Annotated in this window: 14 protein-coding genes; 7 read left to right on the top strand and 7 right to left on the bottom strand. The window is 64.4% G+C overall.

Going from position 1 to position 19,079, the window contains the following annotated elements:
* The first annotated feature begins 45 nt into the window (after positions 1-45).
* The gene (locus F3J24_RS14710; RefSeq protein ID WP_003060116.1) at positions 46-495 is read left to right on the top strand and encodes a DUF3717 domain-containing protein; all 450 of its coding nucleotides are present in this window, start codon (positions 46-48) and stop codon (positions 493-495) included.
* Between the two features lie 3 nt (positions 496-498).
* On the opposite strand, the gene F3J24_RS14715 is transcribed toward F3J24_RS14710, so the two are convergent.
* Positions 499-1,059, bottom strand: a complete 561-nt coding sequence (locus F3J24_RS14715) for a YaeQ family protein (RefSeq protein ID WP_003066781.1) — start codon at positions 1,057-1,059, stop codon at positions 499-501.
* Positions 1,060-1,211: 152 nt separating this feature from the next.
* On the bottom strand, positions 1,212-2,591 hold the full coding sequence (gene purB, locus F3J24_RS14720; protein ID WP_167007708.1) for an adenylosuccinate lyase: 1,380 nt from the start codon (positions 2,589-2,591) through the stop codon (positions 1,212-1,214).
* A gap of 170 nt (positions 2,592-2,761) precedes the next feature.
* Between purB and F3J24_RS14725 the strand changes: the two genes are divergently transcribed.
* On the top strand, positions 2,762-3,379 hold the full coding sequence (locus F3J24_RS14725) for a glutathione S-transferase C-terminal domain-containing protein (RefSeq protein WP_167007711.1): 618 nt from the start codon (positions 2,762-2,764) through the stop codon (positions 3,377-3,379).
* A gap of 351 nt (positions 3,380-3,730) precedes the next feature.
* Here F3J24_RS14725 and glnE read toward each other — a convergent pair whose 3' ends face one another.
* Positions 3,731-6,514, bottom strand: coding sequence for a bifunctional [glutamate--ammonia ligase]-adenylyl-L-tyrosine phosphorylase/[glutamate--ammonia-ligase] adenylyltransferase (gene glnE, locus F3J24_RS14730; protein ID WP_167007714.1), 2,784 nt, complete (start codon positions 6,512-6,514; stop codon positions 3,731-3,733).
* 183 nt (positions 6,515-6,697) lie between these two features.
* Between glnE and F3J24_RS14735 the strand changes: the two genes are divergently transcribed.
* Genes F3J24_RS14735 through F3J24_RS14750 form a run of 4 tightly spaced genes read left to right on the top strand, consistent with a single transcriptional unit; the run spans position 6,698 to position 14,275 of the window.
* The gene (locus tag F3J24_RS14735) at positions 6,698-10,756 is read left to right on the top strand and encodes a YhdP family protein (protein ID WP_167007717.1); all 4,059 of its coding nucleotides are present in this window, start codon (positions 6,698-6,700) and stop codon (positions 10,754-10,756) included.
* Positions 10,753-11,568, top strand: coding sequence for a carbon-nitrogen hydrolase family protein (locus tag F3J24_RS14740; RefSeq protein WP_167007720.1), 816 nt, complete (start codon positions 10,753-10,755; stop codon positions 11,566-11,568). Before F3J24_RS14735 ends, F3J24_RS14740 begins: the two co-directional genes overlap by 4 nt.
* Positions 11,565-13,640, top strand: a complete 2,076-nt coding sequence (locus F3J24_RS14745; protein ID WP_167007722.1) for a PAS domain S-box protein — start codon at positions 11,565-11,567, stop codon at positions 13,638-13,640. Before F3J24_RS14740 ends, F3J24_RS14745 begins: the two co-directional genes overlap by 4 nt.
* A gap of 5 nt (positions 13,641-13,645) precedes the next feature.
* Complete coding sequence (locus F3J24_RS14750; RefSeq protein ID WP_167007725.1) at positions 13,646-14,275, top strand: response regulator transcription factor; 630 nt, start codon at positions 13,646-13,648, stop codon at positions 14,273-14,275.
* A 76-nt stretch (positions 14,276-14,351) separates the two neighbouring features.
* On the opposite strand, the gene F3J24_RS14755 is transcribed toward F3J24_RS14750, so the two are convergent.
* Together F3J24_RS14755 and F3J24_RS14760 are read right to left on the bottom strand one after the other, a co-directional pair.
* Positions 14,352-15,011, bottom strand: coding sequence for an OmpA family protein (locus F3J24_RS14755; protein ID WP_167007728.1), 660 nt, complete (start codon positions 15,009-15,011; stop codon positions 14,352-14,354).
* Positions 15,012-15,195: 184 nt separating this feature from the next.
* Complete coding sequence (locus tag F3J24_RS14760; protein WP_167007731.1) at positions 15,196-15,366, bottom strand: hypothetical protein; 171 nt, start codon at positions 15,364-15,366, stop codon at positions 15,196-15,198.
* Between F3J24_RS14760 and F3J24_RS14765 the strand changes: the two genes are divergently transcribed.
* Positions 15,365-16,540, top strand: coding sequence for a murein transglycosylase A (locus F3J24_RS14765; protein WP_167007734.1), 1,176 nt, complete (start codon positions 15,365-15,367; stop codon positions 16,538-16,540). The genes F3J24_RS14760 and F3J24_RS14765 overlap by 2 nt on opposite strands.
* Positions 16,541-16,633: 93 nt before the next feature.
* On the opposite strand, the gene F3J24_RS14770 is transcribed toward F3J24_RS14765, so the two are convergent.
* Positions 16,634-18,340 (bottom strand): MFS transporter, encoded by a 1,707-nt coding sequence (locus tag F3J24_RS14770; protein WP_167007737.1) that lies wholly within the window; start codon positions 18,338-18,340, stop codon positions 16,634-16,636.
* Positions 18,341-18,551: 211 nt separating this feature from the next.
* Complete coding sequence (locus F3J24_RS14775; RefSeq protein ID WP_003072240.1) at positions 18,552-19,034, bottom strand: Lrp/AsnC family transcriptional regulator; 483 nt, start codon at positions 19,032-19,034, stop codon at positions 18,552-18,554.
* Positions 19,035-19,079: the final 45 nt, after the last annotated feature.

Consider the following 19,079-nt stretch of genomic DNA (forward strand, 5'->3'; position numbering starts at 1 on the left):
GCGGGTAGCTACCAAAAATGCAGCAACCTTGTTGGCGCAGGCCTCATGGCAGCGGCTTATGATGCCTGCTCCATGACTGCTATCCACATCACCGACATCGAAGCGGCCATCAATTACTGGCGAGGCCGTGCCCCATCGCCCGACGGCGTGCTGCTGGCACCCGAGGTCAAGGCTCTGGCCGAGGTGTATGCGCTGATGATTTATGAATGCGAGCCCGACGTGGCCGTGGAGGGCTTTCCCTCACACGCCATGGCGGCCTGGCTGGCCTGGTTCGACACCATGCCCGATACGCCCTGCATTGCCATCTGCTCCACCAGCCAGGGCGATGAAAAATGCAAGGGCTGCGGCCGCAGCTTTGACGAGGTGCAGTACTGGACGGCCATGGAGCCCGCCGAGAAGCGGGCCGTATGGCGCCGCATCACGGTCGAGGGCGATTCCTGGCGCTTCAACCGCTATGCGGAGCGCGCGGCGGAGCGACGCGGGCAGAGTTTCTGAAGCTTATTTCCAGCGCGTGGGCTCGACAAACACCGTGCCCAGATTGCTGGACAGGGTGAGCTGGCCTTCCTGAATCGTGGCTTGCAGCTGCATGCTGCGCTCGGCCAGCGAACCCAGTTGCTGGGCCACTTCCGAGTCGATGTAATGCACTTCCAGCTTGCTCTGGCGGGCCAGCTTGCCTTCCAGACCCTTCCACCAGATATGGGCGGCGTGGTTGAAGGGGTAGACCAGCATGTGATCTGACTTGTTGCAGGCCTTGGTGATGGGCTTTTCGTCGGGCTGGCCGACTTCGATCCACAGACGCTTCTGGCCGGTGTAATCGGTGATGTGCACGTCCGGATCGTCAGGGTCGGACAAGCCAATGCCAAAGCCCAGCGTGCCGTCACCGTTGCACAGGTCTTGCAGCTTCCAGGCGTTCAGCGCCAGGGCCACCAGGCGCACCATCATGCGGTCATCTGTTTCGCTGGGATGGCGCGCCAGCGTCAGATTGTGGTCGGCGTAGTAGTTATGGTCGATGTCGGCAATCGACAGATTGGCTTTGAAGATGGTGGACTTGATGGCCATGGCGGTGCTGCCCGCAGGCAGTCCTTTTTGAAAACTATCAAAAACAAGAGCTGCCAGCGCCAATCAATATTGGCTTTGGCAGCTCTTTGATGCTGAAAAGCTTGAGTATCAAGCGCTAGCAGCTATCCTTTTTTGCGGATCAAACTTGCGAATCAAACGCGCTTGGCCAGCTCGGCAGCCTTGCCGATGTAGGAGGCAGGCGTCATGGCCAGCAGACGGTCCTTGTCGGCCTGGGGGATTTCCAGACCGTTGATCAGGCGGTGCAGGTCTTCGGCCAACACGGCTTTGCCGCGCGTGACTTCCTTGAGCTTTTCGTAGGCGCCCTGCACGCCATAGCGGCGCATCACGGTCTGGATGGGCTCGGCCAGCACTTCCCAGGCGTTGTTCAGGTCTTCCTGCAGGCGCTCTTCGTTGAGCTCCAGCTTGTTCAGGCCGGTCATCAGCGAGGCGTAGGCCAGCGTGGTGTAGCCAAAGGCGACGCCGATGTTGCGCAGCACGGTGGAGTCGGTCAGGTCACGCTGCCAGCGGCTGATGGGCAGCTTCTCGGCCAGGTGCTTGAGCATGGCGTTGGCCATGCCCAGATTGCCTTCACAGTTCTCGAAGTCGATGGGGTTGACCTTGTGGGGCATGGTGGACGAGCCGATCTCGCCGGCCTTCAGGCGCTGCTTGAAGAAGCCCAGGGACACATAACCCCAGATGTCGCGCGACAGGTCGATCAGGATGGTGTTGGTGCGAGCCATGGCATCGAACAGCTCGGCCATGTAGTCATGGGGCTCGATCTGGATGGAGTAGGGCTGGAAGCTGATGCCCAGACCCTTGGGCTCGGAGGATTCCACCACGTTCTGGCTGAAGGCTTCCCAGTCGAACTCGGGCCAGGCCGACAGGTGGGCGTTGTAGTTGCCCACGGCGCCGTTCATCTTGCCCAGGATCTTCACGCCGGCGATGTTGGCCGCGGCCTTTTGCAGGCGCACGACCACGTTGGCCAGTTCCTTGCCCACGGTGGTGGGAGAGGCGGTCTGGCCGTGCGTGCGGCTGAGCATGGGCACTTCTGCGTAGAGGTGGGCCATCTCGCGCAGCTTGGCGATGATGCCGTCGATGGCGGGCATCAGCACGGTGTCGCGGCCGACGCGGATCTGCAGGGCGTGGCTGGTGTTGTTGATGTCTTCGCTGGTGCAGGCAAAGTGCACGAACTCGGCAGCCTTCTGCAGCTCGGTGCGACCGTCGAACTTGGACTTGATCCAGTACTCCACGGCCTTCACGTCGTGGTTGGTGGTCTTCTCGATGGCCTTGATGGCGTCGGCATCGGCTTCGGAGAAGTTGGCGACCAGCGCATGCAGATAGTCACGCGATTCGGCCGACAGTGAGGGGAATTCGGCAAAGCCGGCATCGGACAGGGCGATGAACCAGGTCACCTCGACCTGAACACGGCGGTGCATATAGCCGTATTCGCTCATGATGGGGCGCAGTGCGGACAGCTTGGCGGCGTAGCGGCCGTCCAAGGGAGAGATGGCGGTGAGGGAGGACAGGTTCATGGTGGCGCAATTGTAGGTGCGCTGCATCAGTCGCACGCAGCGCTGGGTTGCTCGGCGGCCGTGGCTGGCGCGCATGCAGACCCGGTGCGGCGGCCGCCGGGCCGCCATGGCAGCGCATAGAATCATTGCACCGGCCCGTCGCCGGTGACTCGTGTCATGGAACCGCTGCTATGAAACTAATAGGCTCCACCACCAGCCCCTATGTGCGCAAAGTCCGCGTCGTGCTGGCCGAAAAGAAGCTGGACTATCAATTTGTCGAAGAAAACCCCTGGGAGGACGCGCTTTCACCGGGTACGGGCAATCCTCTGGGCAAGGTGCCGCGTCTGGTGATGGATGGCACGGAGGCCATGTTCGATTCGCGCGTCATCGTCGAATATCTGGACACACTTTCGCCGGTTGGCAAGCTGATTCCGGGCACGGGTCGCGAGCGCGCCGAGGTCAAGACCTGGGAGGCCCTGGCCGACGGCATGCTTGACGCCGCCGTTCTGGTGCGGCTGGAGGCCACCTGGCCAGGCCGTAGCGCAGAGCAGCGTAGCCAGGCCTGGATTGATCGCCAGATGGGCAAGGTCCGGGCCGCGCTCAAGGTCATGTCGCAGGGATTGGGCGAGAAGCCGTTCTGCTGCGGCGGCACGCATCTGACGCTGGCCGATATCAGCGTCGGCTGCGCCCTGGCCTGGCTGGATTTCCGCTTTCCCGAGATGGACTGGCGTGCCGAGCATCCGAATCTGGCCGCCTTGCTGACCAAGCTGGCGGTGCGCCCGAGCTTCGTGAACACCGTGCCCCACTAAGTGGCGGCATGTCAGCCAAGAAAAAGGCCACTCAAAAGTGGCCTTTTTTTGGGGCATAAAAAAGTTGCGAAGCATCCCGAAACGAATTAAGAGAGGGAGGGAGGAGAAGCGCTCCGGGGATTATTCAATGGGCGTACCCAAAGGCTTCGCAACTGGAAATTGGTGGATGCAGACTTGTCAGTTCATTGCACTTGACTATCAGATAAGACACTGTTGCAGAAGTTCCAGCCCTAGTGGGTTTCATTTTTGTAACAGTTTGGCAATGCCTGTAGGCAAATCTTGATGGATGCTGCCAGCGCCCTGAAAAGCGGGCGCTCACAAATCTTCAATCCCGTGACATGATTGCCTGTCCTAGGTTGCGGTGCCAGGCACGAACACCGCAGTCCAGAGCTTGAGTACCGCTTCGCGCTGGACTTGGGCCTGTTCCGGCTCCAGTTGTCCGGAGCGCTCGTCCAGTCTTGCCACGTGTTGCAGGCGACGCAGCTCGCGGTAGGCCTTGGCCGCTTCATAGCCCACGCCTTTGGGTAGCAGGCCCGCGTCTTCGGCGCGCTGCAGCAAGGCGATATTGCCCACGTTGGCGATCAGCTCGCGGTGTGCTCCGGATTCAGCCAGCACCAGGTACTGCACGGCAAATTCCACATCCACCATGCCGCCGGGGCTGTGCTTGACATCGAACAGGCCTCCGCGCACCGGATGGGCGCCGCGTACCCGCTCACGCATGGTTTCAATCTCGTTGCGCAGCGCAGCGGCATCGCGCGGTGCAGTGATGACGGCTTCGCGCACCGCATCAAAGCGCTGATGCAGGTGCAGATCGGTTGCGGGCGCGCCTGCTGGCGAGGGAAAGTCGCGGCTGCCCAGCACAAAGCGGGCACGCGTCATGGCCTGGTGCTCCCAGGTCCAGGCGGTATTGCTGCCGCGCTGCTGCTGGTAGTTGGCGTAGGACTCGAAGCTGGTCACCAGCAGGCCCGAGTTGCCGTTGGGGCGCAGCGCGGTGTCGATCTCGAACAGATCGCCTTCGCCGGTCTTGACGGTCAGCCAGTTGATGAGCTTGCGCACATAGGCCGCGTAGATCTCGGGAGCGCGGTCATCATCGTCATCGAAGACGAAGACGATGTCCAGATCGCTGCCGTAGCCCAGCTCCTTGCCGCCCAGCTTGCCGTAGCCCACGATGCCGAAGCGCGGCGTATCGCGATGGCGGCTCTTGAGCCGGCTCCAGCACCATTGGGCCGTGATGCGCAGCACGCTGTCGGCCAGCGCGCTCAGGTCGTCAGCCACCTGCTCCACGCTGATGCGGCCTTCGATGTCGCGCGCCAGGGTGCGGAAGACCTCGGCATGGTGGGCGCGGCGCAGCAGATTGAGCAGGGTTTCGTCGTCGTCTTCGCCCGTGGATTGCAGGGCGGCCAGACGCATGGCCAGCTCATGCTCGAAGTCTGCTGCGACAAAGCGTTCCTTGAGAATGGCATCGCTGGCCAGTTCGTCGATCACGCCGGGGTGTTGCTGCAGGTAGCGTGCAGGCCAGCGCGCCGCTCCGAGCAGATGCAGCAGTCTTTCATGAACCGCCGGCCGTTCAAGCAGCAGCGCGAGGTAGCTTTCGCGGCGCAGCAGGGGCTCCAGCCATTGCAGAAAACGCTTGGCTGCCTCCTCGCCGGACTGGCCGCTCTCCACCCATTGCGCGGTGCGTTCCACCAATCTGAACAAGCGCGCACGGGCCTCGTCGCGCAGGCCGTTGATGCGGGTGTTGCTGCGCCAGTCGGCAACCTGGCCGGCTAGTGATGGCGGCAGGGCCTCGATCAGCTCCTCGATGTCGCGTGGCGTGGGCGGCCCACCTGCCGCCGCCTTGGCTGCATTGCAATGGCCGTTGCTGCATTGCTGGGAGTCACCGCCCAGCAAGGTGTCGAACTCCTGCGCCACCAGTTCGCGGTGCTCGTCCAGCTGGTGCAGAAAGCCGCAGGCATCGGCATAGCCCAGGGTGCGGGCAATCCACAGCAGATCATCGTCGCGCGTGGGCAGCACATGGGTCTGCTGGTCGTCCAGGTACTGGATGCGGTGTTCCACCTGGCGCAAGAAGATGTAGGCGCGGCTCAGGGCATCGGCAATCTCGGCGCTCATCAGATTGGCCTGAACCAGGCGCTGCAGGGCTTCCAGCGTAGGGCGGCGGCGCAGCTCGGGGAACTGGCCGCCGCGCACCACCTGCAGCAGTTGCACGATGAATTCGATTTCGCGGATGCCACCGCGAGAGAGCTTGACGTCGTTGGCGCGTTCGGGGTGGCCCGCGCTGCGCTTGGACGCATGGTCGCGAATCTGGCGGTGCAGGCTGCGCAGCGAGTCGAACACCGCATAGTCGAGATAGCGGCGGAACACAAAAGGCAGCACCACGCTGCGCAGGGCCTGGACGTTGGGCGTCTGGATATCGGCCAGCGGCGCCACGATGCGGCTCTTGAGCCAGGCAAAGCGCTCCCACTCGCGGCCATGAATCTGCAGATATTCCTCCAGCGAAGACAGCGAGACGGCGGGGGCGCCGGAATTGCCGTTGGGCCGCAAGGCCAGGTCGACGCGAAAGACAAAGCCGTGTTCGGTGGTGTCCCCGATCAGGCTGAAGATGCCTTTGACGGCACGGCCGAAGTACTCGTGGTTGGAGATCACGCCGCGGCCGTCGGGCTTGCCCTGAGTGTCGCCGTCATGCTCGTAGACGTAGATCAGGTCGATGTCGCTGGAGACATTAAGCTCGCGGGCGCCGAGCTTGCCCATGCCTATGACCCAGAACTGGACTTCCTGGCCGGCTGGGCCTTGGGGTGCACCATGCCGACTGTCGAGTTCGGTTCTCACCTGGGTGCAGGCACGGTCCAGGGCCAGCTCGGCCAGCTCGGTGACGGCCTTGGTCACCACGGCGAGAGGTGCCTGCTGTTCGCAGTCCAGCACGATGATGCGCTCCATCACCAGCTGGCGCAGCACGCGTAGCGCCGCAGAGAGGTCCAGGCCACGCGACTGCAGCGTGCCCAGGGCCTGCTCCATCAGGGCCCGGTCGGGGGCTCCCGGCGGCAAGGCGTCAAACCAGTTCTCGTAACGGCGGTGAAGGCGCTGCACAAAGCGCGAGTACTGGGCCGGGGAAGGAACATTGAGGGCGTTTTCTGCCATTGCTTGCTCTGGGGACTGCATGCGGACCGTAAAAAATGGTGTCAGGCAGGCAGGTAATCAGCTCGGCAACGTGTGGTTACCGAAACGCGCACGGGGGCGCCGGTCATAATTCCTGCCATTGCTAGGCCACCGATGATCGAACCGAAACCACTCCCAACTCGCCAAATTCATAGGCTGGCCAGCTTGGCACGGTGGTCTCTGGGACTGGTCCTGAGCCTGTGGCTTTTGCTGGCCACCGTGTGGGGGGTGCTCCATTTCTGGATTGTGCCGCGAATCGAACAGTGGCGCCCCGAGCTGGAATCCCTGGCCTCACGCAGCCTGGGTGTACCGGTTTCCATAGGCCGGCTGCGTGCGTACCGATCGGGTCTGGTGCCGACTTTCGAGCTGGGCGACGTAGTCCTGCATGACCCCACAAACAAGAGTGAGGCCTTGCTGCTGCCCAAGGTGGTGGTGGCGGTCTCTGCCCATTCGCTGATGACCCTGGGCGTGGAGCAGATATACCTTGAAGGGCCGGATCTGACGGTTCGACGCGATGCCGACGGCCAGATCTTTGTGGCCGGCATTGCCGTGTCATCCGACCCGGGGCAGGGGGGTGACTCCGACTGGATCTTCTCCCAGCCCGAAATCGCCATCCGCGGCGGCAAGCTGCAGTGGGTGGACGAGCTGCGCGATGCCGCACCCTTGCAGCTGCAGGATGTAGATCTGGTGCTGCGCAACAAGCGCTGGCATCACTCCCTGCGGCTGGATGCCACGCCGCCAGAGGACTGGGGGCAGCGCTTCACGGTCATGGGCAACTTCAAGGAGCCTTTGCTGTCGGTGCATGAGGGGCGTCTGGAGCGCTGGAGCGGACAGGCCTATCTGGACTTCACACATATCGACCTGTCGCATCTGGGCCAGTATCTGGGCCCGCAGGATTGGAAGCTGCAGCAGGGCAAGGGCTCGATCAGGGCCTGGCTGGATGTGGAGCGCGGCCAGCCCGTGGGCGTGGTGGCCGATGTCGCCGTGCAGGCCCTGCAGCTGCAATGGCGGGACCGACCCGAGCCCCTGGCTCTGCAGGCCTTGCGGGGGCGTTTGCGGGCCAAGAATCAGAACGGTTACCAGTTTTCCGTCCAGGGACTGCAGTTCACGGCCGACGACGGGCTGAACTGGCCAAGAGGCGACTTCAGCCTGCGCTATGTGCCGACCGGTGCTTCCGAGCAAGGTAGCCAGGGCGAGCATGGTGATGTCCAGGCCGACGGCATCGACCTGGCCATTGCGGCGCAGATGCTGCAGCGCCTGCCCGTGCCGCCAACCGTTCAAAGCCAACTCAGGGCGCTGGCGCCGGCAGGACAGCTGAGCGATCTCAAGCTGTCCTGGCGCGGACCTTTGCAGCAGCTGGCACAGTACAAGGCCTCGGGGCGGTTCGAGCATCTGGGCTTGCGTTCCCAGGCCTCGGAGGAGGGCCCCCACAGCATAGGCATTCCCGGCGTACGGGGCTTGAGCGGCAAGTTCGCCCTGGACCAGGACAGCGGCGAGGTCACGTTGACCAAGACGCCGGGAGCCAGTCAGGCCATGCTGAGCTTCCCCGGGGTGTTTGAAGACCCCGACATCCCGTTCGATCAGTTCGACAGCCTGGTGCGCTGGCAGTTGCTGGACAAGGGCCAGACCATCAAGGTGCAGGTGCCCCGGCTGCGCTTTGCCAATGAAGACACGGCCGGCCAGGCCCAGGCCAGCTGGCAGTCCGGTGCAGGGACCAAGGAGCAGCCGCGTTTTCCGGGGTTGCTGGATCTGCAGGGGCAGCTTAGCCGTGCCAAGGGCGAGCGCATTTATCGCTATCTGCCTCAGGACCTTGGCAGCGATGCACTGCGCTATGTGCGCGAGGCCATCACCACGGGCCAGGCCAGTGCGGTGAACTTCCGTGTCAAGGGTGAACTCGAGCATGTGCCGTTTGAAAAGCCGGGCAAGGGCGAGTTCCACATCAGCGCCCAGGTGCAGGACGTGAACTACCAGTTCGTGCCCGGTTATCTGCTCGGCCCTGGCGAAAAGCCCTGGCCGCCGCTGACCAGGCTTTCGGGCGAGCTGGTTTTCGACGGCAACTCCATGCAGGTGCGCAAGGCCAAGGGCTTCCTGGGTCATACCGCCATCGTGGTCGATGAAGCACAGGCCGGTGTGGCCGACTGGAATCAGACCGAGGTGGAGGTCAACGCCAAGGCCCATGGCGCCCTGGGCGATATGCTGAACCTGGTGCAAGGCTCCGCCCTGTCCGCGCTGACGGCCCATGTGCTCGATAGCAGCCGGGCCACGGGCAATGCCAAGCTCAGCCTCAAGCTGCATCTGCCCACCCTGCACATGGAGCGCAGCAAGGTACAGGGCGAAGTGGCGCTGTCGGGCAATTCGCTGCAGCTGATGCCCGAGGTGCCCGCGCTCAGCCAGTTGCGCGGCAATGTGCAGTTCTCGGAGACCGGCTTTCAGCTCTCGGGCGTGCAGGCCAGAGCGCTGGGAGGTGACGTGCGCATCGAGGGTGGCATGAAGCCCGGTGCCGATGCCGCCACGGCTCCGGTCCAGCTGCGTGTGGACGGCGTGGCCACGGCCCAGGGCCTGCGTGACGCCAAGGAGATGAGCGAGCTGGCGGCTCTGGGCAAGCATCTGCAGGGCCAGGCCCGCTATGGCCTGCAGATCAAGGTGTTGCACAGCGTGCCGGAAATCAGCCTGCAGTCCGAGCTGCAGGGCATGGCGGTCATGCTGCCGGCGCCCTTGGGCAAGGCGGCCGACAGCTCCCTGGCCTTGCGCGTCAACCGCACGGTGCCCGCTGTGGCCAAGCCGCTGACCGACCAGCTCAGCGTGCAATGGGGCAATCAGGCCGCAGCCCTGCTGGAGCGCGATATCAGCGGGGCACAGGCCCGCATCACGCGCGGTAGCCTGGAGCTGGTGGAGTCGGGCAAGGCGGAAGCCGCATTGCCGCCTGCGGGTCTGCAGGCCAGGGTGCAGCTGCCGGTGCTGGATCTGGATGCCTGGGGGCGGTTGTGGCCCGAGGGCGAAGCGGGCGCTGACGACGGCCCTGTTGCCGAGGAAGAGAGCTGGCGTCAGTTTGTGCCTCAGCAACTGGCGCTCAAGGCACGCGAGGTCAAGCTCCATGGCCGCTCGCTGCACGATGTCTCCCTGCAGCTCAGCCATGCCAACAAGGTCTGGACCAACCAGATCCAGGCGCGTGAGCTGGCCGGGCGCATTGAATATCGCGAGGCCAATGCGCAGGAGCCTGGCGGCCTGGTCATCGCCAAGCTCTCGCGCCTGAGCATTCCCGACGGCCCGGACGAGAGCGTGGAGGCGGCGGCACAGAGCAGCGATCTGCGCGAGCTGCCGGCCCTGCAGGTCAGTGTGGACGACTTCCAGCTGGGCAAGCGTTCGCTGGGCAAGCTGGATGTGGTGGCGCGCAATCACGGGCTGTCTCTGGGCGTGGGCAAGCGCGAATGGCAGCTGTCGCGCTTCAATATCAGCACACCCGAGGCGACCTTGACGGCGCAGGGCTCCTGGGCGCTGCGCTCCGGCGACCAGAAGCACCCGGGCCAGACCCAGCTGCAGTTCCAGCTCCATCTGCGCGATGTGGGCAAGCTGCTCAATCGCTTCGACATGCCCGGCGTGGTCGCCAATGGCCAGGGCGAGCTGCAGGGGGAGATCGGCTGGATCGGATCGCCCGTGACGCCGGGGTTCAAGACCATGTCAGGCGTCGTGCACCTGGAGGTGCAAAAAGGCCAGTTTCTCAAGGCCGAGCCGGGCCTGGCCAAGCTGCTGGGCGTGCTCAGCCTGCAGTCCCTGCCCAGGCGCTTGACGCTGGATTTCCGCGACGTGTTCCGCAACGGCTTCTCGTTCGACTTCATGCGAGGCGATGTCACCATAGAGCGCGGCATTGCCAAGACGAATAACATGCAGATGAAGGGCGTGAACGCAGCCGTGCTGATGGAGGGCTCTGCCGACATCGACAACGAAACCCAGGACCTGCATGTGGTGGTGGTGCCGGAGATCAACGCCCTGTCGGCCTCCCTGGTCGCCACGGCCATCAACCCCGTGGTGGGGCTGAGCAGCTTTCTGGCCCAGATGATTCTGCGTGGCCCGCTGATTGCGGCCACGACCAAGGAGTTCCATATCCACGGCAGCTGGGAAGATCCGCAAGTGACTGAGCTGCCCAGACGCAACGTGCCCAAGACCGGTGCCGGCGATCCCGGCAAGCAGCCCGCTGGCGCTACAGGCTCACAGGAGAAACCATGAAGATTGCCGCTCTACAAATGGTCTCGAGTCAGGATATTGCCGCCAATCTGGCGCAGGCGCGTAGCCTGATGCAACAGGCTGCCGCCCTGGGTGCGGAGCTGGTGGTGCTGCCCGAGTATTTCTGCGCCATGGGCGCCAGGGACACCGACAAGCTGGCCTACCGCGAGGCCTTTGGCCGAGGGCCGATCCAGGACTTCATGGCCGGAGCTGCCAGGCGGCTCCAGCTGTGGGTGGTGGCCGGCACGCTGCCGCTGCAGGCGGCTGACGACAGCCATGTGCTCAACACCAGTCTGGTCTATTCCCCCGACGGCGAGTGCGTGGCCCGCTACGACAAGATCCACCTCTTTCAGTTCGACAACGGGCGCGAGAGCTATACCGAGGCCGCCGTGGTGCAGCCGGGCAGCCAGCCCGTGGTCTGCGACATACAGGCCAGAGACGGCGCCCGCTGGCGCCTGGGCCTGAGCGTCTGCTACGACCTTCGCTTTCCCGAGCTGTACCGAGCGCTCAGTGCCCAGGGCGCCGACCTGCTGCTGGTGCCCAGTGCCTTCACCTACACCACGGGCCAGGCGCACTGGGAGGTGCTGCTGCGGGCGCGTGCGATAGAGAACCTGGCCTATGTGCTGGCGCCCGGCCAGGGCGGCGTGCATGAAAACGGCCGCCGCACCTGGGGCCACAGCCTGCTGATCGACCCCTGGGGCGAGGTGCAGGGCCTGCAGGCCAGCGGCACCGGCGTGGTGGCGGGTGAGCTAAACCGTGACCGCTTGCTGCAGGTGCGCCAGCAATTGCCGGCCTTGACCCATCGTGTGCTGTGACTGAACCGCTGAATACTGCTCTTGACGAACTGCCCGAGGACCATCCTGCCCATTGGCCCTGGCGGCGCTGGCGCATGGCCTGGAAGCGCTGGTCCCTGTGGACCTTGCTGGTGGCACTGGTGGTCAGCATGCTGGTCACCATGGTCTGGCTGGCCGGACGCTATGAGGCATCGCAGGTGCAGGAAAAGCTGGAGCGCGATACCGCCAATGCGGTCGGCGATATCCGTGCGGCGCTGGGCCGCAATCTGCAGGATCTGCTGGCGCTGAGCGCCTACAGCGGCAAGCACCCGGCCTGGCGCGAGCATGCGACCGAGCTGCTGCAGCAGCGCCGTGACCTGATGCGCATCGAGTGGCGGGGCGAAAACATGCGCCTCATCGAGCATGCCGAGACGCCTTATCGCACCCTGCTGGTCGAAGACGAAAGCCATTTGCCCGAGCTGCATTCGGGTGAGGCCCTGACCTGTACCCAGGCCAGGCGCGTCAACGGGCCGTCGTATTCGCCCAGCCGTTTCCAGCTGCTGGGCGAGGGCCTGGGCACGGAGACCATGCAGGTCTGCATGCCGCTGACGGAGAATGGCCATGTGGTGGGCTATGTGCTGGGCACCTACAGCCTGCAGGGCATTCTGATGGCCCAGGTGGGCAAGTCCCTGCCGCGTACCCAGGAGGTGTCGTTCACCGAGCCGGATGGCACGCGCCTGGCCATGGTGGGGGCGGCCTGGCGCGGCTCGCGCATGTTCACGGCCCAGCAGCTGCTGGACCTGCCCGGCAACACCCTGGTGCTGCGCATGGACAGCTGGCATCACGCGCCCAGCGTCTTTCCCAATGTGATGACGGCGCTGGTGACCGGCATGTCGATCGCGCTGGTGACCGTGGTGGTGGTGCTGGTGCGCGACAACCGCCGCCGCCTGCGCGCGGAACGCGATCTGGGCGATGCGCTGGCCTTTCGCAAGGCCATGGAAGATTCCCTGGTCACAGGCATGCGTGCCCGCGATCTCCAGGGGCGCATCACCTATGTGAACCCGGCCTTCTGCAATATGGTGGGCTTCAGCGCGCAGGAGCTGCTGGGCCTCAATGTGGCGCCTTACTGGCCGCCCGAGCTGGCCCAGGAATATGTGAGCCGGCGCGATCAGCGCCTTGCCGGCCTGCTTCCCACGCCGCGCCAGGGTCACGAGAGCGTGTTCATGCGCAAGGACGGCTCGCGCTTTCCGGTGCTGATCTTCGAGGCGCCGCTGATCACCGCCCAGGGCCAGCACACGGGCTGGATGAGCGCCTTCATCGACATCAGCGAGCAGCGCCGCATGGAGGAGATGTCGCGCGCCTCGCTGGAGCGTCTGCAGGCCACGGCGCGTCTGGCGACGGTGGGTGAGATGGCCTCCATGCTCAGCCATGAGCTGACCCAGCCGCTGGCCGCCATCTCCAGCTACGCCACGGGTTCGCTCAATCTGTTGGAGCATGAGCCTACCGACCCTCATGCCTCGCATCTCAAGGACTTGCGCATGGCTCTGGAGCGCATCAGCTTTCAGGCCGACCGCGCGGGCAAGGTCATCAAGAGCGTGCGCGACTTCGTGCGCCGGCGCGACAAGTCCCGGCAGGTGGTGCAGCCCGCGGAGCTGATCGATGCCGTCATGCCCCTGGTCTATCTGCAGGCGCACAAGCTCAATGCCACGGTGCAACTGGAGCTGGAAGCCGATCTGCCGGGGGTGCTCTGCGATGTCACCATGGTCGAGCAGGTGCTGCTCAATCTGGCTCGCAACGGCATGCAGGCCATGGACCAGCCCGCGCTCAAGGACAGGGTGCTGACCCTGACGGTCAGGCGCAGTTCTGAGGGTCATGGCGCGCGTTGGGTAGAATTTTCCATCATGGACTGCGGCGCCGGCATTTCTGCGGAAGTCGCCGAGCAGCTGTTCACCCCCTTCTTCACCACGCGCACCGAAGGCATGGGCCTGGGTCTGAGCCTGTGCCGCACGGTGGTGGAGCAACATGGTGGTCATCTTGATTACCGCCCGCACCTCCCGCAGGGCACGGAGTTTGTCTTCACGCTGCCGGCCCACTGGGAACCCAGAGAGAACTAGGCTTCATGGAACCTGTAACCGACGCTACCGTCTACGTGGTGGACGACGATGCCGATGTCCGAGAGGCATTGGCATGGCTGCTGCGTTCGCGCAGATTGCTGAGCGAGTGCTATCGCAACGCCGAAGAATTCGAGCAGGCGGTGCTGCAGACCAGCCCCGTGACGCGCCGCCCCTGCTGCCTGCTGCTCGATATGCGCATGACGGGCATGAGCGGCCTGTCGCTGTTCAATCGCATGCTGGAGCGCGGCCAGATCGAGGCCATGCCCGTGATCTTTCTGACCGGCCATGCCGACGTCCCCACGGCCGTGGATACGGTCAAGCGCGGTGCCTTCGATTTCTGCGAGAAGCCGTTTTCCGACAATGCGCTGGTGGACCGTGTGGAGCAGGCGCTGGCGCTGTCTGCCGAGCATCTGGCCGCCTTGCAGGCGCGCGAAGAGGTGCGCAGCCGCTTGGGCGAGCTGACCGATCGTGAAAAAGACGTGATGAAGCTGGTCGTCGAGGGCGTGCCGAACAAGCTCATCGCCGATCAGCTCGACATCAGCGTGCGCACCGTGGAAGTGCACCGGGCGCGGGTCTTCGACAAGATGCAGGTCAAGTCGGCCGTGGAACTGGCCAATCTGCTGCGCAACGCCTGAGCCGCAGCCTGCGCACTGCGCAATCGCCATGAAAAAAGCCCCGCTTTGCGGGGCTTTTTGCTGGCTGGTGCCTGTCTTACTGAGGAGCGCGTTCACCCACGAAGATTTCCACGCGGCGGTTGCGCGCACGGCCTTCGTTGGTGGCATTGGAAGCCACGGGCTGATGCGAGCCCATGCCCTGCACCTGGATGCGGGCGCCATTGACGCCACGCGAGGTCAGATAGTTGCGGGTGCTCTCGGCGCGTTGCAGCGACAGCGGATTGTTGATGGCATCGGAGCCGGTGCTGTCGGTGTGACCGATGATGCGCACTTCTGCGTTGGGATTGTTGCGCAGACCTTCGGCAAAGCGGTCCAGGATGGGGGCGAAGTTGCTCTTGATGTCGGCGCGGCCGGTATCAAAGGAGATGTCGCTGGGGATGTCCAGCTTGAGCTGGTTGTCCGCGGTCTGTGTCACGCCCACGCCTGTGCCCTGGGTCGCGGCTTCCATTTCGCGCTTTTGCTTTTCGAGGTTCTGCGACCAGATATAGGTGCCAAGTGCACCTACGCCTGCGCCGATCAGGGCGCCCGTGCCGGCGTTGTGGCCGGTCAGTGCACCGATGGCCGCGCCGCCCAGCGCGCCCACGCCTGCGCCGGTGGCGGTGCGACGCGTGGTGTCCGACATGCCGCCGGTATTGGCACAGCCGGTGATCAACAGAGCAGAGGCCAGAGCGGCCGTCACAGCCAATTGCTTGCGCATAGAAAACTCCTTAGTTTGATGAACGACCCGGAGGGTCCTGCAAACCAGCTTCGCGTAAAAGCTGCAAGGCCTTGAGCGTACTGCCAAGAGAAACCGAAAAAAGTAGGACGCATGCCAGCGCGCGGTTTCTGATGCAAAAGATTGTCACAATCAGCCCGCGCTGCAATGGCTGCAGCGCCATGGGCTAAGCTCGATCGGGGCCATCCTGGCCGGCGTCGGCCAGCGTTTCCTGGCGCGGCGTTGGCTCGGCCGGGGCCGGCAACTCACCCTTTTTCCGACCCGAGAACATGGTCCACCACACAATAGCGACCAGAATGGCCAATGCCAGCAGTGCTTCAAGCAAAATCAGACCCATGAATTTCCATCTCCTGCGCCGTTTTTCACTGGCGCTGATTGTAGGAACCCTGGTGGCCTGCACCACCACCAAGCAGCAAAACGATCCGGCACCGGTGCCCGAGATGGCGCCGCATGGCGGGCCAGCCTCCACGGCCAAGCCGCCGTTCACCGCCAATGTACCGACAAAAAGCCGCTGGGTGGCGGTGGACTGGGGCGAGCTGCCCGGCGTGCCCCAGGATTCCCTGAACGAGGCCTGGAATGCCTGGATCAAGAACTGTGAGCGGCCCAGCACCGTGTTTGCCAATCTGTGCGGCGAGGTGCGCCGCCTGAGCATTGCCTCGGAAGACGAGCAGCGCAGCTGGATGATGAACACGCTGCAGCCCTATCGCATCGAAGCGACCACGGGCAGCCCCGACGGCATGCTGACCGCCTATTACGAGCCCTTGTACGAGGCGCGCCGGGTGCAGGGCAGCGGCTTCAACGTGCCCATCTATCAGGTCCCGCAGGGCTTTGGCAAGCGCAAGCCCTGGTTCACGCGCCAGCAGATCGACACCAACTCCGAGGCTCAGGCCGCCCTGGCTGGCCGTGCCATTGCCTGGCTGCGTGACCCGGTGGACATGCTGGTGCTGCATATCCAGGGCTCGGGCCGGCTGATGCTGACCGAGGCCGATGGCCGTCAGCGCATGATCCGCGTGGCCTATGCTGGTACCAACGATCAGCCCTACAAGAGCGTGGGCCGCTGGCTGCTTGACCAGAACCTGGTACGCGATGCCACCTGGCCCGGCATCAGCGCCTGGATTGCCGCCAATCCCTCGCGTGTCAACGAGATGCTCTGGAGCAATCCGCGCTATGTGTTCTTCCGCGAGGAGGCGCTCAACGACTTCGATGCCCAGTTCGGTCCCAAGGGCGCGCAGGGCGTGGCGCTGACGCCGGGCCGCTCCATTGCCGTGGACCGCAACAGCATTCCCTATGGCACGCCGGTCTGGCTTTCCACGCCTGGCCCTACGGTCTCGCTCAACCGCCTGGTGTTCGCGCAGGATACGGGCAGCGCGATTCTGGGCGCCGTGCGCGCTGACTATTTCATGGGCTGGGGGGCCGAGGCCGGTGATGTGGCGGGCCGCATCAAGCAGCCGCTCAAGCTCTGGGCCTTCTGGCCCAAGGCCCTTGCCGGATCGGCGCCGCATCTGCGCTGATGCAGAAACAGGAGCTTCCAGCGCTTGTCAGTCAAGGGATTTGGATAAATGACTCTCTGAAATCATTTAAATGAAAGCGCTGGCAGCTCTCTTTTAAAGAGCGTCGGTGAAGTAGCGCTGCACCACGGGCGGCTCCTTGCCCTTGTGAAAGCTCAGCTTGCGGTCACGCAGCGCCACATCGGCGGTCGTCACGCGCTCGAAGCGGCGCAGGTGCTCGGTCCAGGACTCGTCGGTGATCTGCTCCACGAAGCGTTCTGGCTGGCTCATGCTGTGCAGCAGGCTCCAGGACAGCGCGCCCTGGCGCAGGCGGCTGCGCCGGCTCAGCTGCATCAGATCGCGGAAGGCGCCGGTCCTGGCCGGGTCGATCAGGTACTCGATGGTCACCACCACGCGGCCGGCTTCGGGCGTCAGCGCCGTCGGCGGCGTGAAGGCGCGCGAAGGGCTGAGGTCTTCCTCGATGTCACGGTCCGGGTTCAGGCGCTGCACGATCAGCAGCGCCGTCAGCCCGCTGACGGCGGCCACGGCCATGCTGATCTGCACCGAGCCCAGGCTGGCGACCTTGCCCCAGATGGCGGCGCCAATGGCCGTGCTGCCCATGATGGACATCTGGTAGATGGACATGCCGCGCGCCCGCACCCAGTTGGGCAGGGCCATCTGCGCGGCCACGCCCAGCGTGTTGGCCGTGGCCAGCAGGGCCAGGCCCGAGAGCATCATGCCCGGCACGGCCACGGCGATATGCGGGGCGAATGCCACGGTCAGCGTGGCCAGGCTTTGCGCGGCCACGCCAGCCAGCACCGTGCGCTCGCCCGACAGCATCTGGCGTATGCGCGGCAGCAGCATGGCGCCCAGGATGGCGCCCGCGCCCATGGACGCCAGCAGCAGCGTAAAGGTACCGGCACTGCCGCTGCTGGCCGTGCCGTGGTCCAGGCGCTGGGCCGTCAGCGGCAGCAGCGCCATGATGGCGGCGGCCTGCAGAAAGTAGCAGACGGTGCGCAGCAGCACGGCATGCATGCGCGGCGACTCCTGGATGAACTGCAGGCCCACGCGCATGGCCGAGCCCAGGCGCTCGCGGCCCAGCGGGTTGGCGGGCTGCTGGCGCTTCCAGCGCAGCAGCACAAAGCCCGAGACGATGGACAGCACGGCATTGAGCACAAACACCCAGGCGCTGCCCAGGCTGGCAATCAGGGCGCCCGCCACCAGCGGGCCGATGATGCGCGAGGCATTCATGGCCACGCCGTTGAGGGCCATCGCGAAAGGCAGATGGTGCTTGGGCACCAGCTCCGGGATCAGCGCCGAGAACACCGGCCAGCGCATGGCCAGGCCGATGCCGTTGGCAAACACCAGGGCCAGCAGCAGATAGGGCGTCAGCTGGCCCGAGAGCACGGCCAGGCACAGCAGCAGCGCCACGGCAGCCACCCAGAACTGGGTGACGATGAAATAGCGGCGCCGGTCCAGGATATCGGCTAGCGCGCCACTGGGAAGGGCCAGCAGCATGACCGGCATGGTGGAGGCCGACTGCACCAGCGCCACCAGCACGGGCGAGGTGGTCAGCGATGTCATTAGCCAGGCGGCCGCCACATCGTTCATCCACATGCAGATATTGGCTGTCATCCAGATCATCCACAGCATGCGGAAGGTGGGTGTGGCCAGCGGTGTCCAGACGCCCGGGGCTGCGGCCGGCGGCGCGCCGCCGTCATGCATGGCCGAGGGATCTTCCAGCAGCTTGCCTGCAGGGACCTGGCCGGAGTCTGAAATTATTGGATTGTGGGAAGCGCGTGCTGCGGAATCATCGTGGGCCATGGTGCACGATTCTGTAGCAGGAAAGTTGTGCTGACAAATACGTAGTTCCTCACAGCGACAGGCTGCGGCGGCCATCTGTCGCAGCGGTGACGGGCGCTATTGATCAGTGAGCTTGCAGCGCATGCCAATCAATGATTTCAATGTCGATACGGCAGGTATTGCCCATGGATAAAGCGGTAGGCGCTTCACTTTTGAAGTGCGCTGGCCGGGCTCAGGCGTGCGTCAGCGTGCTGGGCAGCGGCAGCGCGCTGCTGGACTTCACTTCGCCCAGCGAAAAAATCGTGTGCACGTCTTTGACGTTGGGTAGGCGCAGCAGCACATTGCGCACAAAGCCGGAAAAGCTCTCCAGATCCCTGGCCACGACCTGCAGCTCAAAGGTGCCCGCACCGCTGATGTAGTGGCAGGTGGTGACCTCGGGCAGCAGGCGAATGGCTTCCTCCATGCGCAGCGTGATGTCGGCCGTGTTCTGTGCGGCATCCACGCGCACAAAGGCCAGCACGCCCAGGCCCAGCTTGTGGCGGTCCAGCGTGGCGTGATAGCCGGTGATGTAGCCCGACTCCTCCAGCGCACGCACGCGCCGCCAGCAGGGCGCAGCGGACAGACCTACGCGCTGGGCCAGCTCGGCATTGGTGAGGCGGCCATCCATCTGCAGCTCATTCAGGATGGCCCAGTCGAAGCGATCAAGTTGATTCATAAGATGCAATTTACAGCAAGATTCTTTCAAAAACTAGGTTAATCC

The organism is Comamonas sp. Tr-654, from assembly GCF_011752915.1.
Classification (GTDB): domain Bacteria; phylum Pseudomonadota; class Gammaproteobacteria; order Burkholderiales; family Burkholderiaceae_C; genus Comamonas.